Annotated in this window: 17 protein-coding genes; 9 read left to right on the top strand and 8 right to left on the bottom strand. The window is 65.4% G+C overall.

The window, feature by feature from the left end:
- Positions 1 to 26 precede the first annotated feature (26 nt).
- The 5 genes from rfbC to rfbA are packed head-to-tail and all read left to right on the top strand — an operon-like array spanning position 27 to position 4126.
- Entirely contained in the window at positions 27 to 590 is a 564-nt protein-coding gene (gene rfbC, locus AC2EAL_RS04470; protein ID WP_484722961.1) for a dTDP-4-dehydrorhamnose 3,5-epimerase, read from the top strand.
- The gene (gene rfbB / locus AC2EAL_RS04465) at positions 587 to 1624 is read left to right on the top strand and encodes a dTDP-glucose 4,6-dehydratase (protein ID WP_484722960.1); all 1038 of its coding nucleotides are present in this window, start codon (positions 587 to 589) and stop codon (positions 1622 to 1624) included. Before rfbC ends, rfbB begins: the two co-directional genes overlap by 4 nt.
- Entirely contained in the window at positions 1624 to 2406 is a 783-nt protein-coding gene (locus AC2EAL_RS04460) for a YdcF family protein (protein WP_484722959.1), read from the top strand. The genes rfbB and AC2EAL_RS04460 overlap by 1 nt, the downstream gene beginning before the upstream one ends.
- Entirely contained in the window at positions 2403 to 3239 is an 837-nt protein-coding gene (gene rfbD, locus AC2EAL_RS04455) for a dTDP-4-dehydrorhamnose reductase (RefSeq protein ID WP_484722958.1), read from the top strand. The genes AC2EAL_RS04460 and rfbD overlap by 4 nt, the downstream gene beginning before the upstream one ends.
- Positions 3236 to 4126, top strand: coding sequence for a glucose-1-phosphate thymidylyltransferase RfbA (gene rfbA, locus AC2EAL_RS04450; RefSeq protein WP_484722957.1), 891 nt, complete (start codon positions 3236 to 3238; stop codon positions 4124 to 4126). Before rfbD ends, rfbA begins: the two co-directional genes overlap by 4 nt.
- Before the next feature lie 276 nt (positions 4127 to 4402).
- On the opposite strand, the gene AC2EAL_RS04445 is transcribed toward rfbA, so the two are convergent.
- The 7 genes from AC2EAL_RS04445 to AC2EAL_RS04415 form a co-directional block, all read right to left on the bottom strand.
- Positions 4403 to 4630: a formate dehydrogenase subunit delta gene (locus AC2EAL_RS04445; RefSeq protein WP_484722956.1), complete on the bottom strand. Its 228-nt coding sequence runs from the start codon at positions 4628 to 4630 to the stop codon at positions 4403 to 4405.
- Entirely contained in the window at positions 4620 to 5420 is an 801-nt protein-coding gene (fdhD, locus tag AC2EAL_RS04440; RefSeq protein ID WP_484722955.1) for a formate dehydrogenase accessory sulfurtransferase FdhD, read from the bottom strand. Before fdhD ends, AC2EAL_RS04445 begins: the two co-directional genes overlap by 11 nt.
- Positions 5417 to 8293, bottom strand: a complete 2877-nt coding sequence (fdhF, locus tag AC2EAL_RS04435; protein ID WP_484722954.1) for a formate dehydrogenase subunit alpha — start codon at positions 8291 to 8293, stop codon at positions 5417 to 5419. Before fdhF ends, fdhD begins: the two co-directional genes overlap by 4 nt.
- 4 nt (positions 8294 to 8297) lie before the next feature.
- Positions 8298 to 8507, bottom strand: a complete 210-nt coding sequence (locus tag AC2EAL_RS04430; RefSeq protein WP_484722953.1) for a DUF4287 domain-containing protein — start codon at positions 8505 to 8507, stop codon at positions 8298 to 8300.
- The gene (locus AC2EAL_RS04425; RefSeq protein WP_484722952.1) at positions 8504 to 10009 is read right to left on the bottom strand and encodes a formate dehydrogenase beta subunit; all 1506 of its coding nucleotides are present in this window, start codon (positions 10007 to 10009) and stop codon (positions 8504 to 8506) included. The genes AC2EAL_RS04430 and AC2EAL_RS04425 overlap by 4 nt, the downstream gene beginning before the upstream one ends.
- Positions 10006 to 10464, bottom strand: coding sequence for a formate dehydrogenase subunit gamma (locus AC2EAL_RS04420; protein ID WP_484722951.1), 459 nt, complete (start codon positions 10462 to 10464; stop codon positions 10006 to 10008). The genes AC2EAL_RS04425 and AC2EAL_RS04420 overlap by 4 nt, the downstream gene beginning before the upstream one ends.
- 89 nt (positions 10465 to 10553) lie before the next feature.
- Complete coding sequence (locus AC2EAL_RS04415; RefSeq protein WP_484722950.1) at positions 10554 to 11435, bottom strand: LysR family transcriptional regulator; 882 nt, start codon at positions 11433 to 11435, stop codon at positions 10554 to 10556.
- A 61-nt stretch (positions 11436 to 11496) separates the two neighbouring features.
- Between AC2EAL_RS04415 and AC2EAL_RS04410 the strand changes: the two genes are divergently transcribed.
- The 4 genes from AC2EAL_RS04410 to uvrC all read left to right on the top strand — a co-directional run bounded on the left by AC2EAL_RS04410 (position 11497) and on the right by uvrC (position 15400).
- Complete coding sequence (locus AC2EAL_RS04410; RefSeq protein ID WP_484722949.1) at positions 11497 to 12288, top strand: S49 family peptidase; 792 nt, start codon at positions 11497 to 11499, stop codon at positions 12286 to 12288.
- The gene (locus AC2EAL_RS04405; protein ID WP_484722948.1) at positions 12289 to 12474 is read left to right on the top strand and encodes a hypothetical protein; all 186 of its coding nucleotides are present in this window, start codon (positions 12289 to 12291) and stop codon (positions 12472 to 12474) included.
- Positions 12471 to 13244: an SDR family oxidoreductase gene (locus AC2EAL_RS04400; protein WP_484722947.1), complete on the top strand. Its 774-nt coding sequence runs from the start codon at positions 12471 to 12473 to the stop codon at positions 13242 to 13244. Before AC2EAL_RS04405 ends, AC2EAL_RS04400 begins: the two co-directional genes overlap by 4 nt.
- Positions 13245 to 13543: 299 nt before the next feature.
- Positions 13544 to 15400 (top strand): excinuclease ABC subunit UvrC, encoded by a 1857-nt coding sequence (uvrC, locus tag AC2EAL_RS04395; protein ID WP_484722946.1) that lies wholly within the window; start codon positions 13544 to 13546, stop codon positions 15398 to 15400.
- A gap of 111 nt (positions 15401 to 15511) precedes the next feature.
- Here uvrC and AC2EAL_RS04390 read toward each other — a convergent pair whose 3' ends face one another.
- Positions 15512 to 16204, bottom strand: coding sequence for a hypothetical protein (locus AC2EAL_RS04390; RefSeq protein ID WP_484722945.1), 693 nt, complete (start codon positions 16202 to 16204; stop codon positions 15512 to 15514).
- Positions 16205 to 16209 lie beyond the last annotated feature (5 nt).

The raw sequence follows: 16209 nt of genomic DNA, 5'->3' as shown, positions 1-16209 counted from the left end.
CCCAGCCGTTCCTGACGAGTTTGCCCATGCAGATTGAGCCGACAGCCCTTGCCGACGTCCTGATCCTGACCCCCCGCCGCTTCGGCGACGCGCGCGGCTGGTTCATGGAAACCTGGAACGCCTCTCGCATGGCCGACGCGGGCCTTGACCTGCCCTGGGTGCAGGACAACCACTCCTTTTCCGCCGCCAAGGGCACCCTCCGCGGGTTGCACTTCCAGTCGCCCCCCCGCGCGCAGGACAAGCTGGTCCGCTGCTCGCGCGGCGCGATCCTGGACGTCGCCGTCGACATCCGCACCGGCTCGCCGACCTATGGCCAATGGGTGGGCGTCGAGCTTACCCCCGAAAACGGCCGCCAGCTGTTTGTGCCCAAGGGCTTCCTGCACGGCTTCGTGACGCTCACCGACGACACCGAGGTGCAGTACAAATGCTCCGACCTCTACAGCCCGGAAAACGACGGCGCCGTCCGCTGGGATGATCCCGCCATCGGCATCGACTGGGGCGTGACCGACCCCACGCTTTCCGACAAGGACGCCCGCGCGCCGCTCCTTTCCGCCATCGGCCAACCCTTCCGCTACGGGGCCTCCGAATGAAACTCCTCGTCACCGGTGGCTGCGGCTTCATCGGCTCCGCCGTCGTCCGCCTGGCCGTGAGCCGCGGCCATGAAGTCGTCAACCTCGACGCCATGACCTATGCCGCGAACGCCGCCAACGTGGCCTCGGTCGCAAACTCCAACCTCTACAGCTTCGAACAGGCCGACATCCGCGACCGCGCGGCCCTTGACCGCATCTTCGCGCTGCACAACCCCGACGCCGTGATGCACCTCGCCGCCGAAAGCCACGTCGACCGCTCCATCGACGGCCCCTCGGACTTCATCGAGACGAACATCACCGGCACCTTCAACATGCTGGAAGCCGCCCGCGCCCATTGGACCCGCCAAGGGAAACCGGAAACCTTCCGCTTCCACCACATCTCCACCGACGAGGTCTTCGGCTCGCTGGGGCCAGAGGGCCAGTTCACCGAACACACCCCCTACGACCCCCGCTCGCCCTATTCCGCCTCCAAGGCCGCCTCCGATCATCTGGTCCGCGCCTGGGCCGAGACCTACGGGCTCCCGACCGTCCTCACCAACTGCTCCAACAACTACGGCCCTTACCACTTCCCCGAAAAGCTGATCCCCGTCGTCATCCTGAATGCCCTCCACGGCAAACCGATCCCGGTCTACGGCAAGGGCGAAAACGTCCGCGACTGGCTCTACGTCGAAGACCACGCCGACGCCTTGCTCCTGGTCGTTCAGAAGGGCCAGCTTGGCCGCAGCTACAACATCGGGGGCGAGAACGAACGCCGCAACATCGACCTCGTCCGCACCATCTGCGCCCTTCTCGACGAGATGGCCCCCAAGGCCACCCCCTACTCAGACCAGATCACCTTCGTCGCCGACCGCCCCGGCCACGACGCCCGCTACGCCATCGACCCCTCCCGAATCCGCGACGAGCTTGGCTGGCGCCCCTCGGTCACCGTGGAAGAGGGCCTGCGCCGCACCGTCCGCTGGTATCTCGACAACCGCGACTGGTGGCAGCCCCTCCTCGACCGCAAAGGGGTGGGCGAACGCCTCGGCAAGGCCTGATGGAGACCCTCTTCTTCATCGCCTCCAAGACCATTGGCATGGCCGCACGGGCCGAAACCTGGGCGCTCCTGCTGATGCTTCTGGCGCTCTTCGGCCTCTGGCGCGGGCGTCGCAAGCTTGCCGGGACCGCCATCACGATCCTCTTTGCAGGCACCCTTGCGTTGACGATCTTCCCCTTGGGCGACCTCTTCCTGCGCCCGCTGGAAGAAACCTTCCCCGCCCAGCCGGACCTGGCGCGCATAGACGGGATCATCGTCCTCGGCGGGGCCGAAGACACTGGCGCGTACCGCAACTTCGGCGGCACCCAGGTCAATGACGCCGGCGAACGGCTGATCGAAGGCGCGCTTCTGGCGCTCCGCTTCCCGCAGGCGCGACTGGTCTTCACCGGCGGCTCGGCGCGGGTCGGGCGGGCCGAAGACACGAATGACCCCTCCCAAATGGCGTTCACTCTCTGGGTGTCGCTTGGCATCGAGCCCGGAAGGATTCTACTGGAACGAGTCTCCCGCAACACCACCGAAAATGCCAAGTGGACACACGGCCTTTTGCAGCCGAAACCGGGCGAGACCTGGGTCCTTGTCACCTCGGCCTTCCACATGCCGCGCGCGCACGAAACCTTCCTGCGCGAAGGGTGGAACGGGATCGTGGCCTGGCCAGTGGACTTCCGGTCCGGCGATCTGGCAGATGGGCGGGGGATCTGGCGGCTTGACCGCAACCTGCAAGAGCTCAATCTGGGGCTCAAGGAATATCTTGGGACCTTGGTCTATAGGATGATGGGCAATTGAAACTCCTCGTCTTCGGCAAGACCGGCCAGGTCGCCCGCGAGCTGCAACGCCTCGCCCCCGACGCCACCTATCTGGGGCGTGACGAAGCCGACCTCCTGAACCCCGCCGCCTGCGCCGCCGCCATCGCCGCGCATGACGCCGACGCCATCATCAACGCCGCCGCCTGGACCGCCGTCGACAAGGCCGAAACCGAGGAAGCCGCCGCCACCATCGTCAACGGCGAAGCCCCCACCGCCATGGCACAGGCCGCCTCAGCGAAAGGCCTCCCCTTCCTCCACATCTCCACCGATTACGTGTTCGACGGCACCGGCGACCAGCCCTTCACCCCCGGCCACCCAACCGGCCCCTTGGGTGCGTACGGACGCTCCAAGCTGAAAGGCGAAGAAGGCGTCCGCGCCGCAGGGGGCAACCACCTGATCCTCCGCACCTCCTGGGTCTTTTCCGCCCATGGCAACAACTTCGTAAAGACCATGCTCCGCCTCGGCCGCGAACGAGACGTCCTGCGCGTAGTCGCCGACCAGATTGGCGGACCGACCCCAGCGCGCGATATTGCCAGGACGTTGGTCGGGATCGCTAACACTATGCGCAGCTTGGGCGCCGAAGGCGGAACGTATCATTACTCGGGTGCGCCGGATGTAAGTTGGGCCGACTTCGCGCGGGAGATTATGCGGCAGGCTGGACTCAACTGTCGGATCGAAGACATCCCGACTGAAGCTTATCCCACCCCGGCCCGACGCCCACTGAACTCTCGACTCGACTGCTTTACTATCGGCGTTCCTCGCCCCGACTGGCGCGAGGGGCTGGCGGATGTACTTAAGGAGCTGACCCAATGACCCGCAAAGGCATTCTCCTCGCCGGGGGCACCGGCTCCCGCCTCTGGCCGATCACCCTTGGCGTGTCCAAGCAGCTTCTGCCGATCTATGACAAGCCGATGATCTACTATCCCGTGTCGGTCCTGATGCTGGCCGGCATCCGCGAGATCGCGATCATCACCACGCCCGAGGATCAGCCGCAGTTCCAGCGCCTTCTCGGCGACGGCAGCCAGTGGGGGATCAGCTTCACCTGGGTCATTCAGGAAAAGCCCGAGGGCCTGGCCCAGGCCTACCTCCTGACCCGCGATTTCCTGGCGGGCGCGCCCTCCGCCATGTGCCTCGGCGACAACATCTTTTTCGGCCACGGCCTGCCCGAAATGCTGAAACGCGCCGACCAGCAGCCCACGGGTGGGACCGTCTTCGGCTACCATGTCTCCGACCCCGAACGCTACGGCGTCGCGGCCTTCGACGCGTCTGGCCGCGTCACCCAGATCATCGAAAAGCCGAAGGTCCCCCCTTCCAGCTTCGCCATCACCGGCCTTTACTTCCTCGACGGCCGCGCGCCCGAGATCGCCGCACAGATCAAGCCCTCGCCGCGTGGCGAGCTGGAGATCGTCGACGTCCTCGAACACTACCGCGCCGAGGGATCGCTCCAGGTCGAACGCATGGGCCGCGGCTTTGCCTGGCTGGATACGGGCACCCCGGGCAGCCTCCTTGACGCCGGCAACTTCGTCCGCACACTGCAGGACCGCCAGGGCATGCAGGTCGGCTCCCCGGACGAGATCGCCTTCCAGCTGGGCTGGATCGACCGCGCCGGGATGGAACGCCAGGCCCAGGTCTTCGGCAAGTCCAGCTACGGCGCAAATCTTTCCAGCGTCCTCAAGGAACACCCCGCCCCGAAACGCTGAGGCCCGGCCCAATCGCCCGCCCACACCATTTGCTCTTTTCCCAAATACTCCCGCCGGAGGCGCCAACGCCACGGCCCGAGACCCCGTTACCAGTCCCGCACCCCCGCCGCCCCAAGCGCCTCCCCTCCCCCTCTGTGGGGGTCGGGGCACTGCCACGACGATGGGGGTGGGGGGGCACCAGCTCGGCACTCAGAAAGTCCGTTAACAGACCCTGAACGCCCACAAGCTAGTCATTGATAAAAAATGGAAATCCCGGATTGTCCACCGTGGACAGTCTCACGCCGCCTCGGCCTTGGGCCGCCGGATCGCCCCCGCCGCATCCAGGACCAGCGGCCGCAGCCCCGCCCCGCCCGCATCCAGGATCTCGAACAACTGCCGCCGCATCCGCGGGTCCCAGAAGTCGTTGATATGGGCCGCCAGCAGCGCCGTGCCCTCGTCATGCGGCTTCGATTCCATGAACTTGGCGATGTCGTTCGCCATCCGCGTGATCTTTTCAACCGACATGCGGCACCTCCGTCAAAATCCTGTCCGTATGGGAGAAGACCTCGAACCGGTCGCCCTTCGCGAGCGCCACCAGGGTGATCCCCGACGCCTCCGCCAGTTCCACCGCCGCGACCGTCGGGGCAGACACGGCAATCACCATCGGCGCGCCCAGCATCGCGACCTTCTGCACCATGTCCGTGGACACCCGGCTCGTCAGCACCACCGCGCCCTCCGGCCGGATGCCGTCGCGGACCATCCCGCCCACCAGCTTGTCCAGCGCGTTGTGCCGCCCGACGTCTTCCCGCGCCAGCATCACCCGCCCGTTCCAGAACGCCGCGCCATGCACCGCCCGTGTCGCATCATGCAGCCGCTGCTCCCCCGGCAGCGCCGCCACCGCCTGCAAGACCTGCGACGGCGTCATCCGAAACCGTGACGGCGCCACCCCCGGCACCTCGCGCAGCGCCTGGTCGATCGAGTCGATCCCGCACAAACCGCAACCCACCGGCCCCGCCATCACCCGCCGCCGCGCCGCAAGCCGCGCCTCGGCTTCGGGCCGCAACCAGACCTGCACGTCCACGCCCCGCGCGACCTCAACCACCTCGACCGACAGGATCTCCTCGGGCCGTGCGATCCCTTCGGTCAGCGCGAACCCGACCCCGAAATCCTCCAGGTCCGAGGGCGTCGCCATCATCACCGCCTGCGTCGTCCCGTTGAACGACAGCGCCACGGCCACCTCTTCGGGCAGCACCCGGTCTCCGGCCGCAACCGAAGATCCGAACACCAGCCGAGGCGTGGCCCGCGCGCCCTTCATTCTGCAGCCAGAATCCGGCGCGACTGGGCGGCCTGCTCTTCGTATTCCTTCTGCCACTCCGAAGGCCCGTTCGACGGTGACACCTGCACCGCCGTCACCTTGTATTCCGGGCAGTTCGTCGCCCAATCGCTGAAGTCCGTCGTGATGACGTTCACCTGCGAGCCCGGGAAGTGGAAGGTCGTGTAGACCACGCCGGGAGCAACCTTGTCGGTGATCGTCGCCCTCAGCGTCGTCTCGCCCGACCGGCTGGCCAGCCGCACGAAGTCGCCCTCGCGGATGCCCCGGTTCTCGGCGTCGTGCGGATGGATCTCCAGCACGTCCTCGTCATGCCAGACCACGTTCGCCGTCCGCCGGGTCTGCGCGCCGACGTTGTACTGCGACAGGATGCGGCCCGTCGTCAGCAGCAGCGGGAAGCGCGGGCCGGTCTTTTCGTCCGTCGCCACATACTCCGTCCGGATGAACTTGCCCTTGCCGCGCACGAACCCGTCGATGTGCATCAGCGGCGTGCCCTCGGGCGCCTTGTCGTTGCAGGGCCACTGGACCGAGCCCATGGTCTCGATCTTCTCATACGACACCCCCGCAAACGACGGCGTCGTCATCGCGATCTCTTCCATGATCTGGCTCGGGTGGGTGTAGCCCCAGCCCGCGCCCATTGCGTTCGCGAACATCTGGGTCACTTCCCAGTCGGCATAGCCCTGCTTCGGTGCCATCACCTTGCGGACCATGTTGATCCGACGCTCGGCGTTGGTGAAGGTGCCGTCCTTCTCCAGGAACGAAGACCCGGGGAAGAACACATGCGCGTAGTTCGCGGTCTCATTCAGGAACAGGTCGTGCACGATCACGCATTCCATCGCCGCCAGACCCGCCGCGACGTGGTGGGTGTCGGGGTCGGATTGCAGGATGTCCTCGCCCTGGCAATACAGACCCTTGAACGTCCCCTCGACTGCCGCGTCCAGCATGTTCGGGATCCGCAGGCCCGGCTCCGGGTCCAGCGTCACGCCCCAGGCCTTCTCATAGATCGCGCGAACCTCGGGGTTCTTCACATGGCGGTAGCCCGGCAGTTCGTGCGGGAAGGACCCCATGTCGCAGGACCCCTGCACGTTGTTCTGCCCCCGCAGCGGGTTCACCCCCACGCCGCGCCGCCCGATGTTGCCGGTCAGCATGGCAAGGTTGGCGATGCCGATGACGGTGGTGGAGCCCTGCGAATGCTCCGTCACGCCCAGCCCGTAGTAGATCGCCGCATTGCCGCCGGTCGCATACAGCCGCGCGGCCTGACGGATTTCCTCGGCCGGAACGCCCGTCACCAGCTCCACCGCTTCGGGCGAGTGGTTGGGGGCCGAGATGAACTCGGCATAGTCCTGGAATTCATCCCAGTCGCAGCGGGTGCGGATGAACTCTTCGTTGTACAGCTTCTCGGTCACGATCACATGCGCGATGGCCGAAACCACCGCCACGTTCGTCCCCGGCGTCAGCGCCAGGTGATGTGCCGCCTTGTAGTGCGGGCCTTCCACCGTCTCCGTCCGCCGAGGATCGACGACGATCAGCTTCGCCCCCTTGCGCAGCCGCTTCTTCATGCGGGAGGCAAACACCGGGTGCCCCGCATGCGGGTTCGCGCCGATGACCATGATGACGTCGGCTTCTTCCACCGAGTCAAAGTCCTGCGTCCCCGCCGAGGTGCCAAACGTCTGCCCCAGACCATAGCCGGTGGGCGAATGGCACACCCGCGCGCAGGTGTCGGTGTTGTTGTTCATGAACACCGCGCGGGTCAGCTTCTGAACCAGATAGGCTTCCTCGTTCGTGCAGCGGCTGGAGGTGATGACCCCCACCGAATTCCGCCCGTACTTGGCCTGAATGCCCTTCATCTTGGCGGCGGCGAATTCCATCGCCTCGGCCCAGGTCACTTCCTTCCAGGGCTGATCGATGCTGTCACGGATCATCGGCTTCAGGATGCGGTCCTGGTGCGTCGCATAGCCATAGGCAAAGCGGCCCTTCACGCAGGAATGGCCCCGGTTGGCCTTGCCGTGCTTGTAGGGCGTCATGCGGACCAGCTCGTCGCCGCGCATCTCGGCTTTGAACGAACACCCGACACCGCAATAGGCGCAGGTGGTGATGATGCTGCGGTCGGGGGTCCCGATCTCGATCACCGACTTCTCTTGCAGCGTCGCGGTCGGGCAGGCCTGCACACAGGCGCCACACGACACGCAGTCCGACGCCAAAGCGTTGTCCGTCTTTGCCCCGAACGACACCCGGCTGTCGAACCCGCGCCCCTCTATGGTCAGCGCGAAGGTCCCCTGCACTTCCTCGCAAGCCCGGACGCAGCGCGAGCAGACGATGCATTTCTGCGGGTCATAGCTGAAATACGGGTTGGAATCGTCGCGCGGTATATACAGCGGGTTCGCTTCGCCCGAGGTGTTCTTCACCTTGAAGTGTGTATCTACAGCCTCATACCGCACATCGCGCAGACCCACGGCACCGGCCATGTCCTGCAGCTCGCAATCACCGTTCGCCGAACAGGTCAGACAGTCCAGCGGGTGGTCCGAGATGTATAGCTCCATCACCCCGCGCCGCAGCTGCTTCAGCTTGGCGTTCTGGGTGTGAACCTTGATCCCCGGCGCGACCGGAGTCGTGCACGACGCCGGCGTCCCGTTCCGCCCCTCGATCTCCACCAGACACAGCCGGCAGGACCCGAAGGCATCGACGCTGTCCGTCGCGCAGAGTTTCGGGACGGAAATCCCGATCTCCGCCGCCGCGCGCATGATGGAGGTACCTTCCGGCACCGTGACGTCGAAGCCGTCGATGGTCAGCGTGACCATCGTCTTGCTCATCGCGGCGGGCGTCCCGAAGTCGCGGTCGGGGATGATGAAGTCTTTCATCTTGTTAGCCTTTCCGTGCGGCAAGCTGGTGGGCGACGATGGCATTGGCATGCCCGTGGCCCATGGAATGGGTGTCCTTCAGGAACGCGACGATCTGCATATGCGGCAGGTCGAGCTTGTCCTTGATCTGGTCGAACCAATGGCTCATCGGCTGACCATACTTGGCCTCGATGGACGGGAAGTAAGAGGCTGGCCCCTTCACCTTCTCGGTCATTCGGCGGCCTCCTTCGCGCGGGCGAAGTCATCCGGGAAATGGGTGATCGCCGACATGACGGGATAGGGCGTGAAGCCCCCCAGCGCGCAGAGCGAGCCGAGTTTCATCGTGTTGCAAAGGTCGGTCAGGATCGGCATCGCCGAGGCATCGCCCCGCGCCAGCCGGTCGATGGTCTCTACCCCACGGGTCGAGCCGATCCGGCACGGAGTGCACTTGCCGCAGCTTTCAATGGCGCAGAATTCCATCGCGAAGCGGGCCATCTGCAGCATGTCGGTGGTGTCGTCCGCGATGGTCAGGCCCGCGTGGCCGATCAGCCCGTCCTTCGCGCCGAACTCCTCATACCCGAAGGGCGTGTCGAACAGCGACGGCGGGAACCAGGCCCCCAAAGGCCCACCCACCTGCACCGCCTTCACCGGCCGACCCGAGGCCGTACCGCCCCCGATCTCGTTGACGATCTGGCCCAGTGTCAGGCCGAACGCGACCTCATAGAGGCCCCCGTGTTTCACGTTCCCGGCGATCTGCAGCGGGATCGTCCCGCGCGACCGGCCCAGTCCGAAGTCCTTATAGTAGGCCGCGCCCTTGGCCATGATCACCGGCACCGAGGCCAGCGAGATCACGTTGTTGACCACCGTGGGCCGCCCCATGAAGCCTTGCAACGCCGGCAGCGGCGGCTTTGCCCGAACCACCCCGCGCTTGCCTTCCAGCGAGTTCAGCAGCGACGTCTCCTCGCCGCAGACATAGGCCCCCGCCCCAACCCGGATTTCCATGTCGAACTGCTGGCCGAGGACCCCGGCGTGACGGGCCACCAGCACGGCGGCCTCCATCACCCGGATCGCCACCGGATATTCCGACCGTATATACACATACCCCTTGGTCGCCCCACAGGCGAGCCCGGCAATCGCCATTCCCTCGATCAGGGTGAAGGGGTCGCCCTCCATCAGCATCCGGTCGGCAAAGGTCGCGCTGTCACCCTCATCCGCGTTGCAGACGATGTACTTCTGCTCACCCGCCGCCTCGGAGACGGTCTTCCACTTGATCCCCGTCGGGAACCCCGCGCCGCCACGTCCCCGCAGACCCGACTCCGTCACTTCGGCCACGATCTCGGCCTTGGTCATGCCCTTGGCACGCTCCAGCCCCTTGAGGCCTCCATGCGCGCTGTAGTCGTCCAGCGACAGCGGGTCGATCACGCCGACCCGAGCGAAGGTCAGCCGGGTCTGCCCCTTCATCCAGGGCAGCTCCTCGACCAGCCCCAGCGCCTTCGGGTGCGAGGACAGGTCCCCGAACAGCCCCGGCACATCGGCCAGCGTCATCGGCCCGAACCCAACCCGGCCCGCCTCCGTCACCACCTCAACCAGCGGCTCCAGCCAGACCATCCCGCGTGAGCCATTCCGCACGACCTGCACAGAAACCCCACGCGCGGCACCCTGCGCGACGATGGCCTCGGCAATCCGATCAGCCCCCAGCGCAACCGCCGCCGAATCCAGAGGAACGAAAACCTTCATTTCGCCACCTCCGCCACGACGCCTTCATCCACCCGACCGACCAACCGCCCGTCGACCATCGCCGCCGGACCGCAGGCGCAGAGGCCCAGGCAGAACACCGGCTCCAGCGTCACGCTGCCATCGGGGGTCGTCTCGTGCCAGTCGATGCCCAGCGCCTGCTTGATCCGCCCCGCCACCGCATCCGCGCCCATCGTCTGGCACGCCTCGGCCCGGCACAGCTTCAGCACATGCTTGCCCGCAGGGGCCGACCGGAAGTCATGGTAAAAGCTGACAACCCCATGCACCTCTGCCTTCGACAGCATCAGCGCCTTGGCGATCTGCGGTACCGCGCTGTCGGGCACATAGCCAAACGCCTCTTGCACCGCGTGAAGGATCGGCAGCAGCGGCCCTTCAAGCCCTTTGTGCGCCTCCAGGATCTCGGCGATCCGGTCCGATTGAGCGTTGGAATCGAGCATGCGGGCATACCTCTGGCTGGCATACCGAAGTATACGCCCGCAACGATAGGATTTTCAATGTTGATATCCCGTCAATCAATAGACAAAGGCTATCGAAACAGCCGCACCGCCTCGTCCACCAGCGCTTGCAACACCGGAGTCTGCGGGTCGCGCCGCGCCGCGATCAGGCCCACGGTATGCTCTGCCTCCGGCTCGACGATGGGGATCGACGCGAGCCGCCCATCCGCCACGAACATGTCCGCCAGCTTCTTCGGCACCACCGACGCCCAGCGCCCGGTCAAGACATGCGCCACAAGCGCCATGGTGGAGTTCGACTCGATCATCGGCGCAGCCGTCACCCCCGCCTCGCCCAAATGCTGGTTCACGATCCGCCGGTTCTGCATGTCTGACGTCAGCAGGCACAGGGGAACCGTCGAAAGCTCCCCCCAGCTGACCTGCCGCCGCGAGGCCATCTCGGACCCCGGGGCGATCAGCAGCCGGTAGAACTCCGTATACAATGGCACCTGCGACACCCGCCCCAGCGGTTCGTTGTCCAGATAGGTGATCCCCGCTTCCAGGTCTAAGGCCTCGATCCCGGACAGGATCTCCACGCTCGTCCGCGACAGGATCGACACCCGCACGTTGGGGTGCTTCTGCGTGAACGGCCCCGTCAGGTCGGCCACCATCGGCAGCGCCGTCGGGATCACCCCGATCCGCAGGTTTCCCGACAGACCCGTCCGGACCACGCGCATCTCGTCCTTCAAGGCACGGACATCCCCCACGATACCCAAAGCCCGGTCCAGCACCCGTTGCCCTTCCGGCGTCAGGCCCTGAAACCGGCTACCCCGGAACACCAGCTGCACGCCCAGCTGATCCTCCAACTGTCGAATCGCCGACGACAACGAGGGCTGCGTCACCCCGCAGACCTCGGCCGCCCGGCCAAAGTGCCGTTCCTTCGCCAGCGCAATGAACATTTCCAGCTTGTCGATCATCACTGCAGCGTGCCTCTGCGCGCCCTTGCCCGCAAGCCCCACAGGGCCTACCTCTGGTCGCATGAGACGCTTGATCCCCTTCCTGCCAAAACCCTCCATCGTCCCGGTGATCCGCCTGTCGGGCACCATTGGTACCGGCACCCGCAGCCTGAACGACGAAGCACTGGCCCCACTGATCGAGAAGGCCTTCAAGATGAAGCCCGCCGCGGTGGCGCTTCAGGTCAATTCCCCCGGCGGTTCAGCGGTGCAGTCCAGCCTGATCGCCGCCCGCATCCGCCGCCTCGCCGACGAAAAGAACATCCCCGTCCACGCCTTTGTCGAGGATGTCGCGGCCTCGGGCGGCTACTGGCTCGCCTGCGCAGGGGACGACATCTGGGTCGACCAGAGCAGCATCGTCGGCAGCATCGGCGTGATCTTCGCCTCCTTCGGCTTCCCCGAACTGATGGCGCGCCAAGGGGTGGAACGCCGAGTCGTGACCGCCGGCAAATCCAAGAGCTTCGCCGACCCTTTCCTGCCGCAGAAGCCCGAGGATGTGGACCGCTTGAAAGCCCTGCAGACCCCGATCCACCAGGCCTTCATCGATCACGTCAAACACTCACGCGGGAAGCGGCTTAAGGAAGATGCCGACCTCTTCAACGCCGACATCTGGGTCGGCCAGCAGTCGGTCGACCTGGGCCTGACCGACGGCGTGGCGCATCTGGTGCCCAAGCTGAAATCCCTCTACGGCGACAAGGTCAAGCTCGTCCCCCTCGGCCGCAAGCGCAGCCTGTTCCAGCGCCTTGGCCTCAACCTCGTCGACGAAACCCTCGGCGCGGTCGAGGACAGGGCCCTCTGGGCAAGGTATGGTCTCTAGATGCTGCTGAAGACCATCATCGTCTTCCTGGGGGCCATGGTCCTGATTGCGCTGGTGGGACGGGCGTTGTTCCCTTCTGCCCTGCCCAAGGCCCTGCGCAAACGGCAAGGATCGCCGCGCTGCGCCAAATGCGACCGCCCCCTGATCGGGAAAATGTCCTGCGACTGCGGGGGACGGGCGAAATGACCGCGCTGGTGACAGGGGCCGGCAAGCGCCTTGGCCGCGCCATGGCGCTCTACCTCGCGCAACGAGGCCACGACGTCGCCGTGCACTATGCATCCTCGGCGGATGAGGCCGAAGCCGTTGCCGCTCAAATTCGCGCAATGGGTCGCCGGGCGCAGACCTTCCGCGCCGACCTCCTGATCGAGGCCGAAACCCAGGCCCTGATCCCCGCCGCCACTGCCGCGCTTGGGCCCCTCACCGTGCTGGTCAACAACGCCTCGATCTTCGAATACGACCGCATCGACACCGCGACCCGCACCAGCTGGGACCGCCACCTCGAATCGAACCTCCGCGCACCTTACGTCCTGACGCAAGCCTTCGCCGCGCAATGCCCCCCGGCGCTGACCGACGACAATGGCGAACCCCTCGCCCAGTGTCTGATCGTCAACATGATCGACCAGCGTATCCTGAAGCTGACGCCCGAGTTCTCCACCTACACCATTGCCAAGATGGGCCTCTGGGCCCTGACCCAGACCGCCGCGCAAGGCCTTGCGCCGCACATCCGCGTCAACGCCATCGGCCCCGGCCCCACCCTGCAGGGCGCCCGCCAGTCGGCCGACCACTTCACCCGCCAGCGCGCCGCCACTGTCCTTGGCCGGGGCGCGAGCCCAGCCGACATCACCGCCGCGCTTGGATTTTTCCTCGACAGCCCCGCCGTGACCGGCCAGTTCATCGCCGTCGACGGTGGCCAGCATCTTGGCTGGCAGACCCCCGATGTGCTGGGCGTCGAATAGCCCTGACGGACGCTCCAGCGACAAGTTGTCCACTTCTCGCCCCGCCGTCACATCATCGTCATAATTCGCTTGGAATTTCAGGGATTTGCCACGGGGACAAAATTCTTTTCTTTGAAATCAATAGCTTGTAAATGTGCCTAAAAAATAGGCAACCTTAGGAAGCAGGCCGAAAACAACGGAAATTTAACACTCCCGAAAACTTCTCCGCAAAGTTATCCCCAGAAACGGGGGACAGCTTTCCTCTTGCCTCTCCCCCCTGATGGTGGCAGCCGGAACCGAGAATCGACATAGTGTAAACCATGGACCAGAAACCCCGCACCGGACATGAGGTGATCCAGGATTACCTGAAGACGCTCGACGGCTCGCCGGGCGTCTACCGGATGCTGAATGCCGCCTCCGAGGTGCTGTATGTCGGCAAGGCGCGCAACCTGAAGGCACGGGTCACCAGCTACGCCCGCCCCTCGGGCCATTCCGGCCGCATCGCCCGGATGATCCACGAAACCGCCTCGATGATGTTCCTGACCACGCGGACAGAGCTTGAGGCGCTCCTCCTTGAACAGAACCTCATCAAGCAGCTGAAGCCGCGCTACAACGTGCTGCTGCGCGACGACAAGTCGTTCCCGAACATCCTGATCTCGGCCGAACACCCCTTCCCGCAGATCAAGAAGCACCGCGGCAAGAAGTCCGAAAAGGGCGCGTACTTCGGCCCCTTCGCCAGCGCGGGCGCCGTCAATCGCACGCTCAACCAGCTGCAGAAGGTCTTCCTCCTCCGCAACTGCTCGGACTCGATGTTCGACAGCCGCACCCGCCCCTGCCTGCAATACCAGATCAAGCGCTGCTCTGCCCCTTGTGTGGCCAAGATCACCCCCGAAGGCTACGCAGGCCTCGTCGACGACGCCAAGCGCTTCCTCGAAGGCAAGACCACCTCGGTCCAGGCCGACCTCGCCCGCGACATGGCCGCCGCGTCCGAAGCGATGGAGTTCGAACGCGCCGCCGCCCTCCGCGACCGCATCCGCGCGCTGACCCAGGTCCAGCAGTCGCAAGGCATCAACCCTCAGGGCGTCTCGGAAGCCGATGTTGTCGCCCTCCACCTCGAACACGGCCAGGCCTGTGTCCAGGTCTTCTTCATCCGCGCCAACCAGTCCTGGGGCAACCGCGACTTCTACCCCAAGACCGGCGCCGGGGCAGAGGAGCCGGAGATCATGGAGGCCTTCCTCACCCAGTTCTACGACGACAAGGACCCGCCCCGCCTGATCCTCCTCTCCCACCCCGTCGACAACCCCGACCTGGTGACCGAGGCCCTCTCCGCCCGCGCAGGCCGCCGCGTCGAACTCGCCGTCCCCCAGCGCGGCGAAAAGGCCGAACTGGTCGAAAACGCGGTCAGAAACGCCCGCGAAAGCCTCGCCCGCCGGATGGCCGAGTCCACCACCCAGAACAAGCTCCTCCAGGGCCTCGCCGAAGCCTTCGACCTCGACGCCCCGCCGCAGCGGATCGAGGTCTATGACAACTCGCATATCCAGGGCACCAACGCCGTCGGCGGCATGATCGTCGCCGGGCCGGAAGGCTTCCTGAAATCGCAATACCGCAAGTTCAACATCCGGTCCGAGGCCGGGGCCAACTCCGACGACTTCGGCATGATGAAGGAAGTCCTGACCCGCCGGTTCGAGCGCCTGTTGAAGGAAGACCCAGACCGCAAGACCGACATGTGGCCCGACCTCCTCCTGATCGACGGCGGGGCAGGGCAAGTGTCAGCCGTGGCCGAGATCATGTCCGAGCTGGGCGTCGAAGACATCGCCATGGTCGGCGTCGCCAAAGGCATCGACCGCGACGCCGGCAAGGAAGAATTCCACCGCCCCGGCGAACGCCCCTTTGCGCTCCAACGCAACGACCCCGTCCTCTACTTCATCCAGCGCCTCCGCGACGAAGCCCACCGCTGGGCCATCGGCGCCCACCGCGCCAAGCGGGCGAAGGCGGTCAGCGTCACCCCCCTCGACGACATCCCCGGCATCGGAGCCACCCGCAAACGCGCGCTCTTGCAGCATTTCGGGTCAGCCAAGGCCGTGGCACGGGCAGGGGTCGAGGACCTGCAAGCCGTGGACGGAATTTCCCAAGCCATGGCCAAAACCATCGCGGACTACTTCTCGGCGAAGGGATGACCCGTAGGTCGGGGTTCACCCCGACACCCTCCCGCCTGTCATCCTCGCGAAGGCGGGGATCCAGACGCTGGGCAGATGGATCCCCACTTTCGTGGGTATGACAGGGCCGCATTATGGACGTCGAATGAAATCGCCGTGCCTGACGGTCATTCCAAATGGGGCCGCCGATGAGCGCCCATCACCCGGAATCAGGTGTGGTTCAGGATATGGCCCCAACCACCCCAGTACCCCCTCAACCCGCCCCTCCGTCACCGCCTCCTCCGTGATCTCCAGCGTCACCGCCTTCAACCGAACGCCGTCCCCAAACACCGCCGCGAGGGTCTTTGGGTCTACTTGTCGCACCGTCTCGGGCTTCGTGATGTCGTCGAAGGTCACCAGGATCGGGTAGCGGGTAGCGAGATCGAGGCTACTCTTAGAGTTTGGATCGAGCGCTATTGGTTCAGTCTGATCGCGGATCAGAGGGATTGCCTCCTCCAAGCCGATGTGCCCATCCGCTTGTTGGTCGCTCACATAGGTGTAGATCAGACGCTCCTGATGCGGCAGAAGCGCAAAGAGCCAGCGGCCGGGAAGAACCTCGACCATCGCCGCCTCTCCTCTCAACCTCAGTGTCGAACCATCAAGGTCGCGCAGGATGATCTTGTTTCTTGGAGAAAATGAGACTTTGGTCACCGACGACCCGCTCACCTCGCCCTGAGGCGTCTCGATCACCAGTGTCAGCCGCTGGTTCCAGCTTGTGCCAACGCATCCACGAAGCGCCAGGAATGCCAGTGCAACCAAGGCGACACCGACAACAACCTTCTTCATCCCAA

The organism is Tabrizicola sp. T74 (assembly GCF_057219935.1).
Note: the sequence above shows the minus strand (reverse complement) of the source record. Positions and strands in the feature narration are given on the sequence as shown.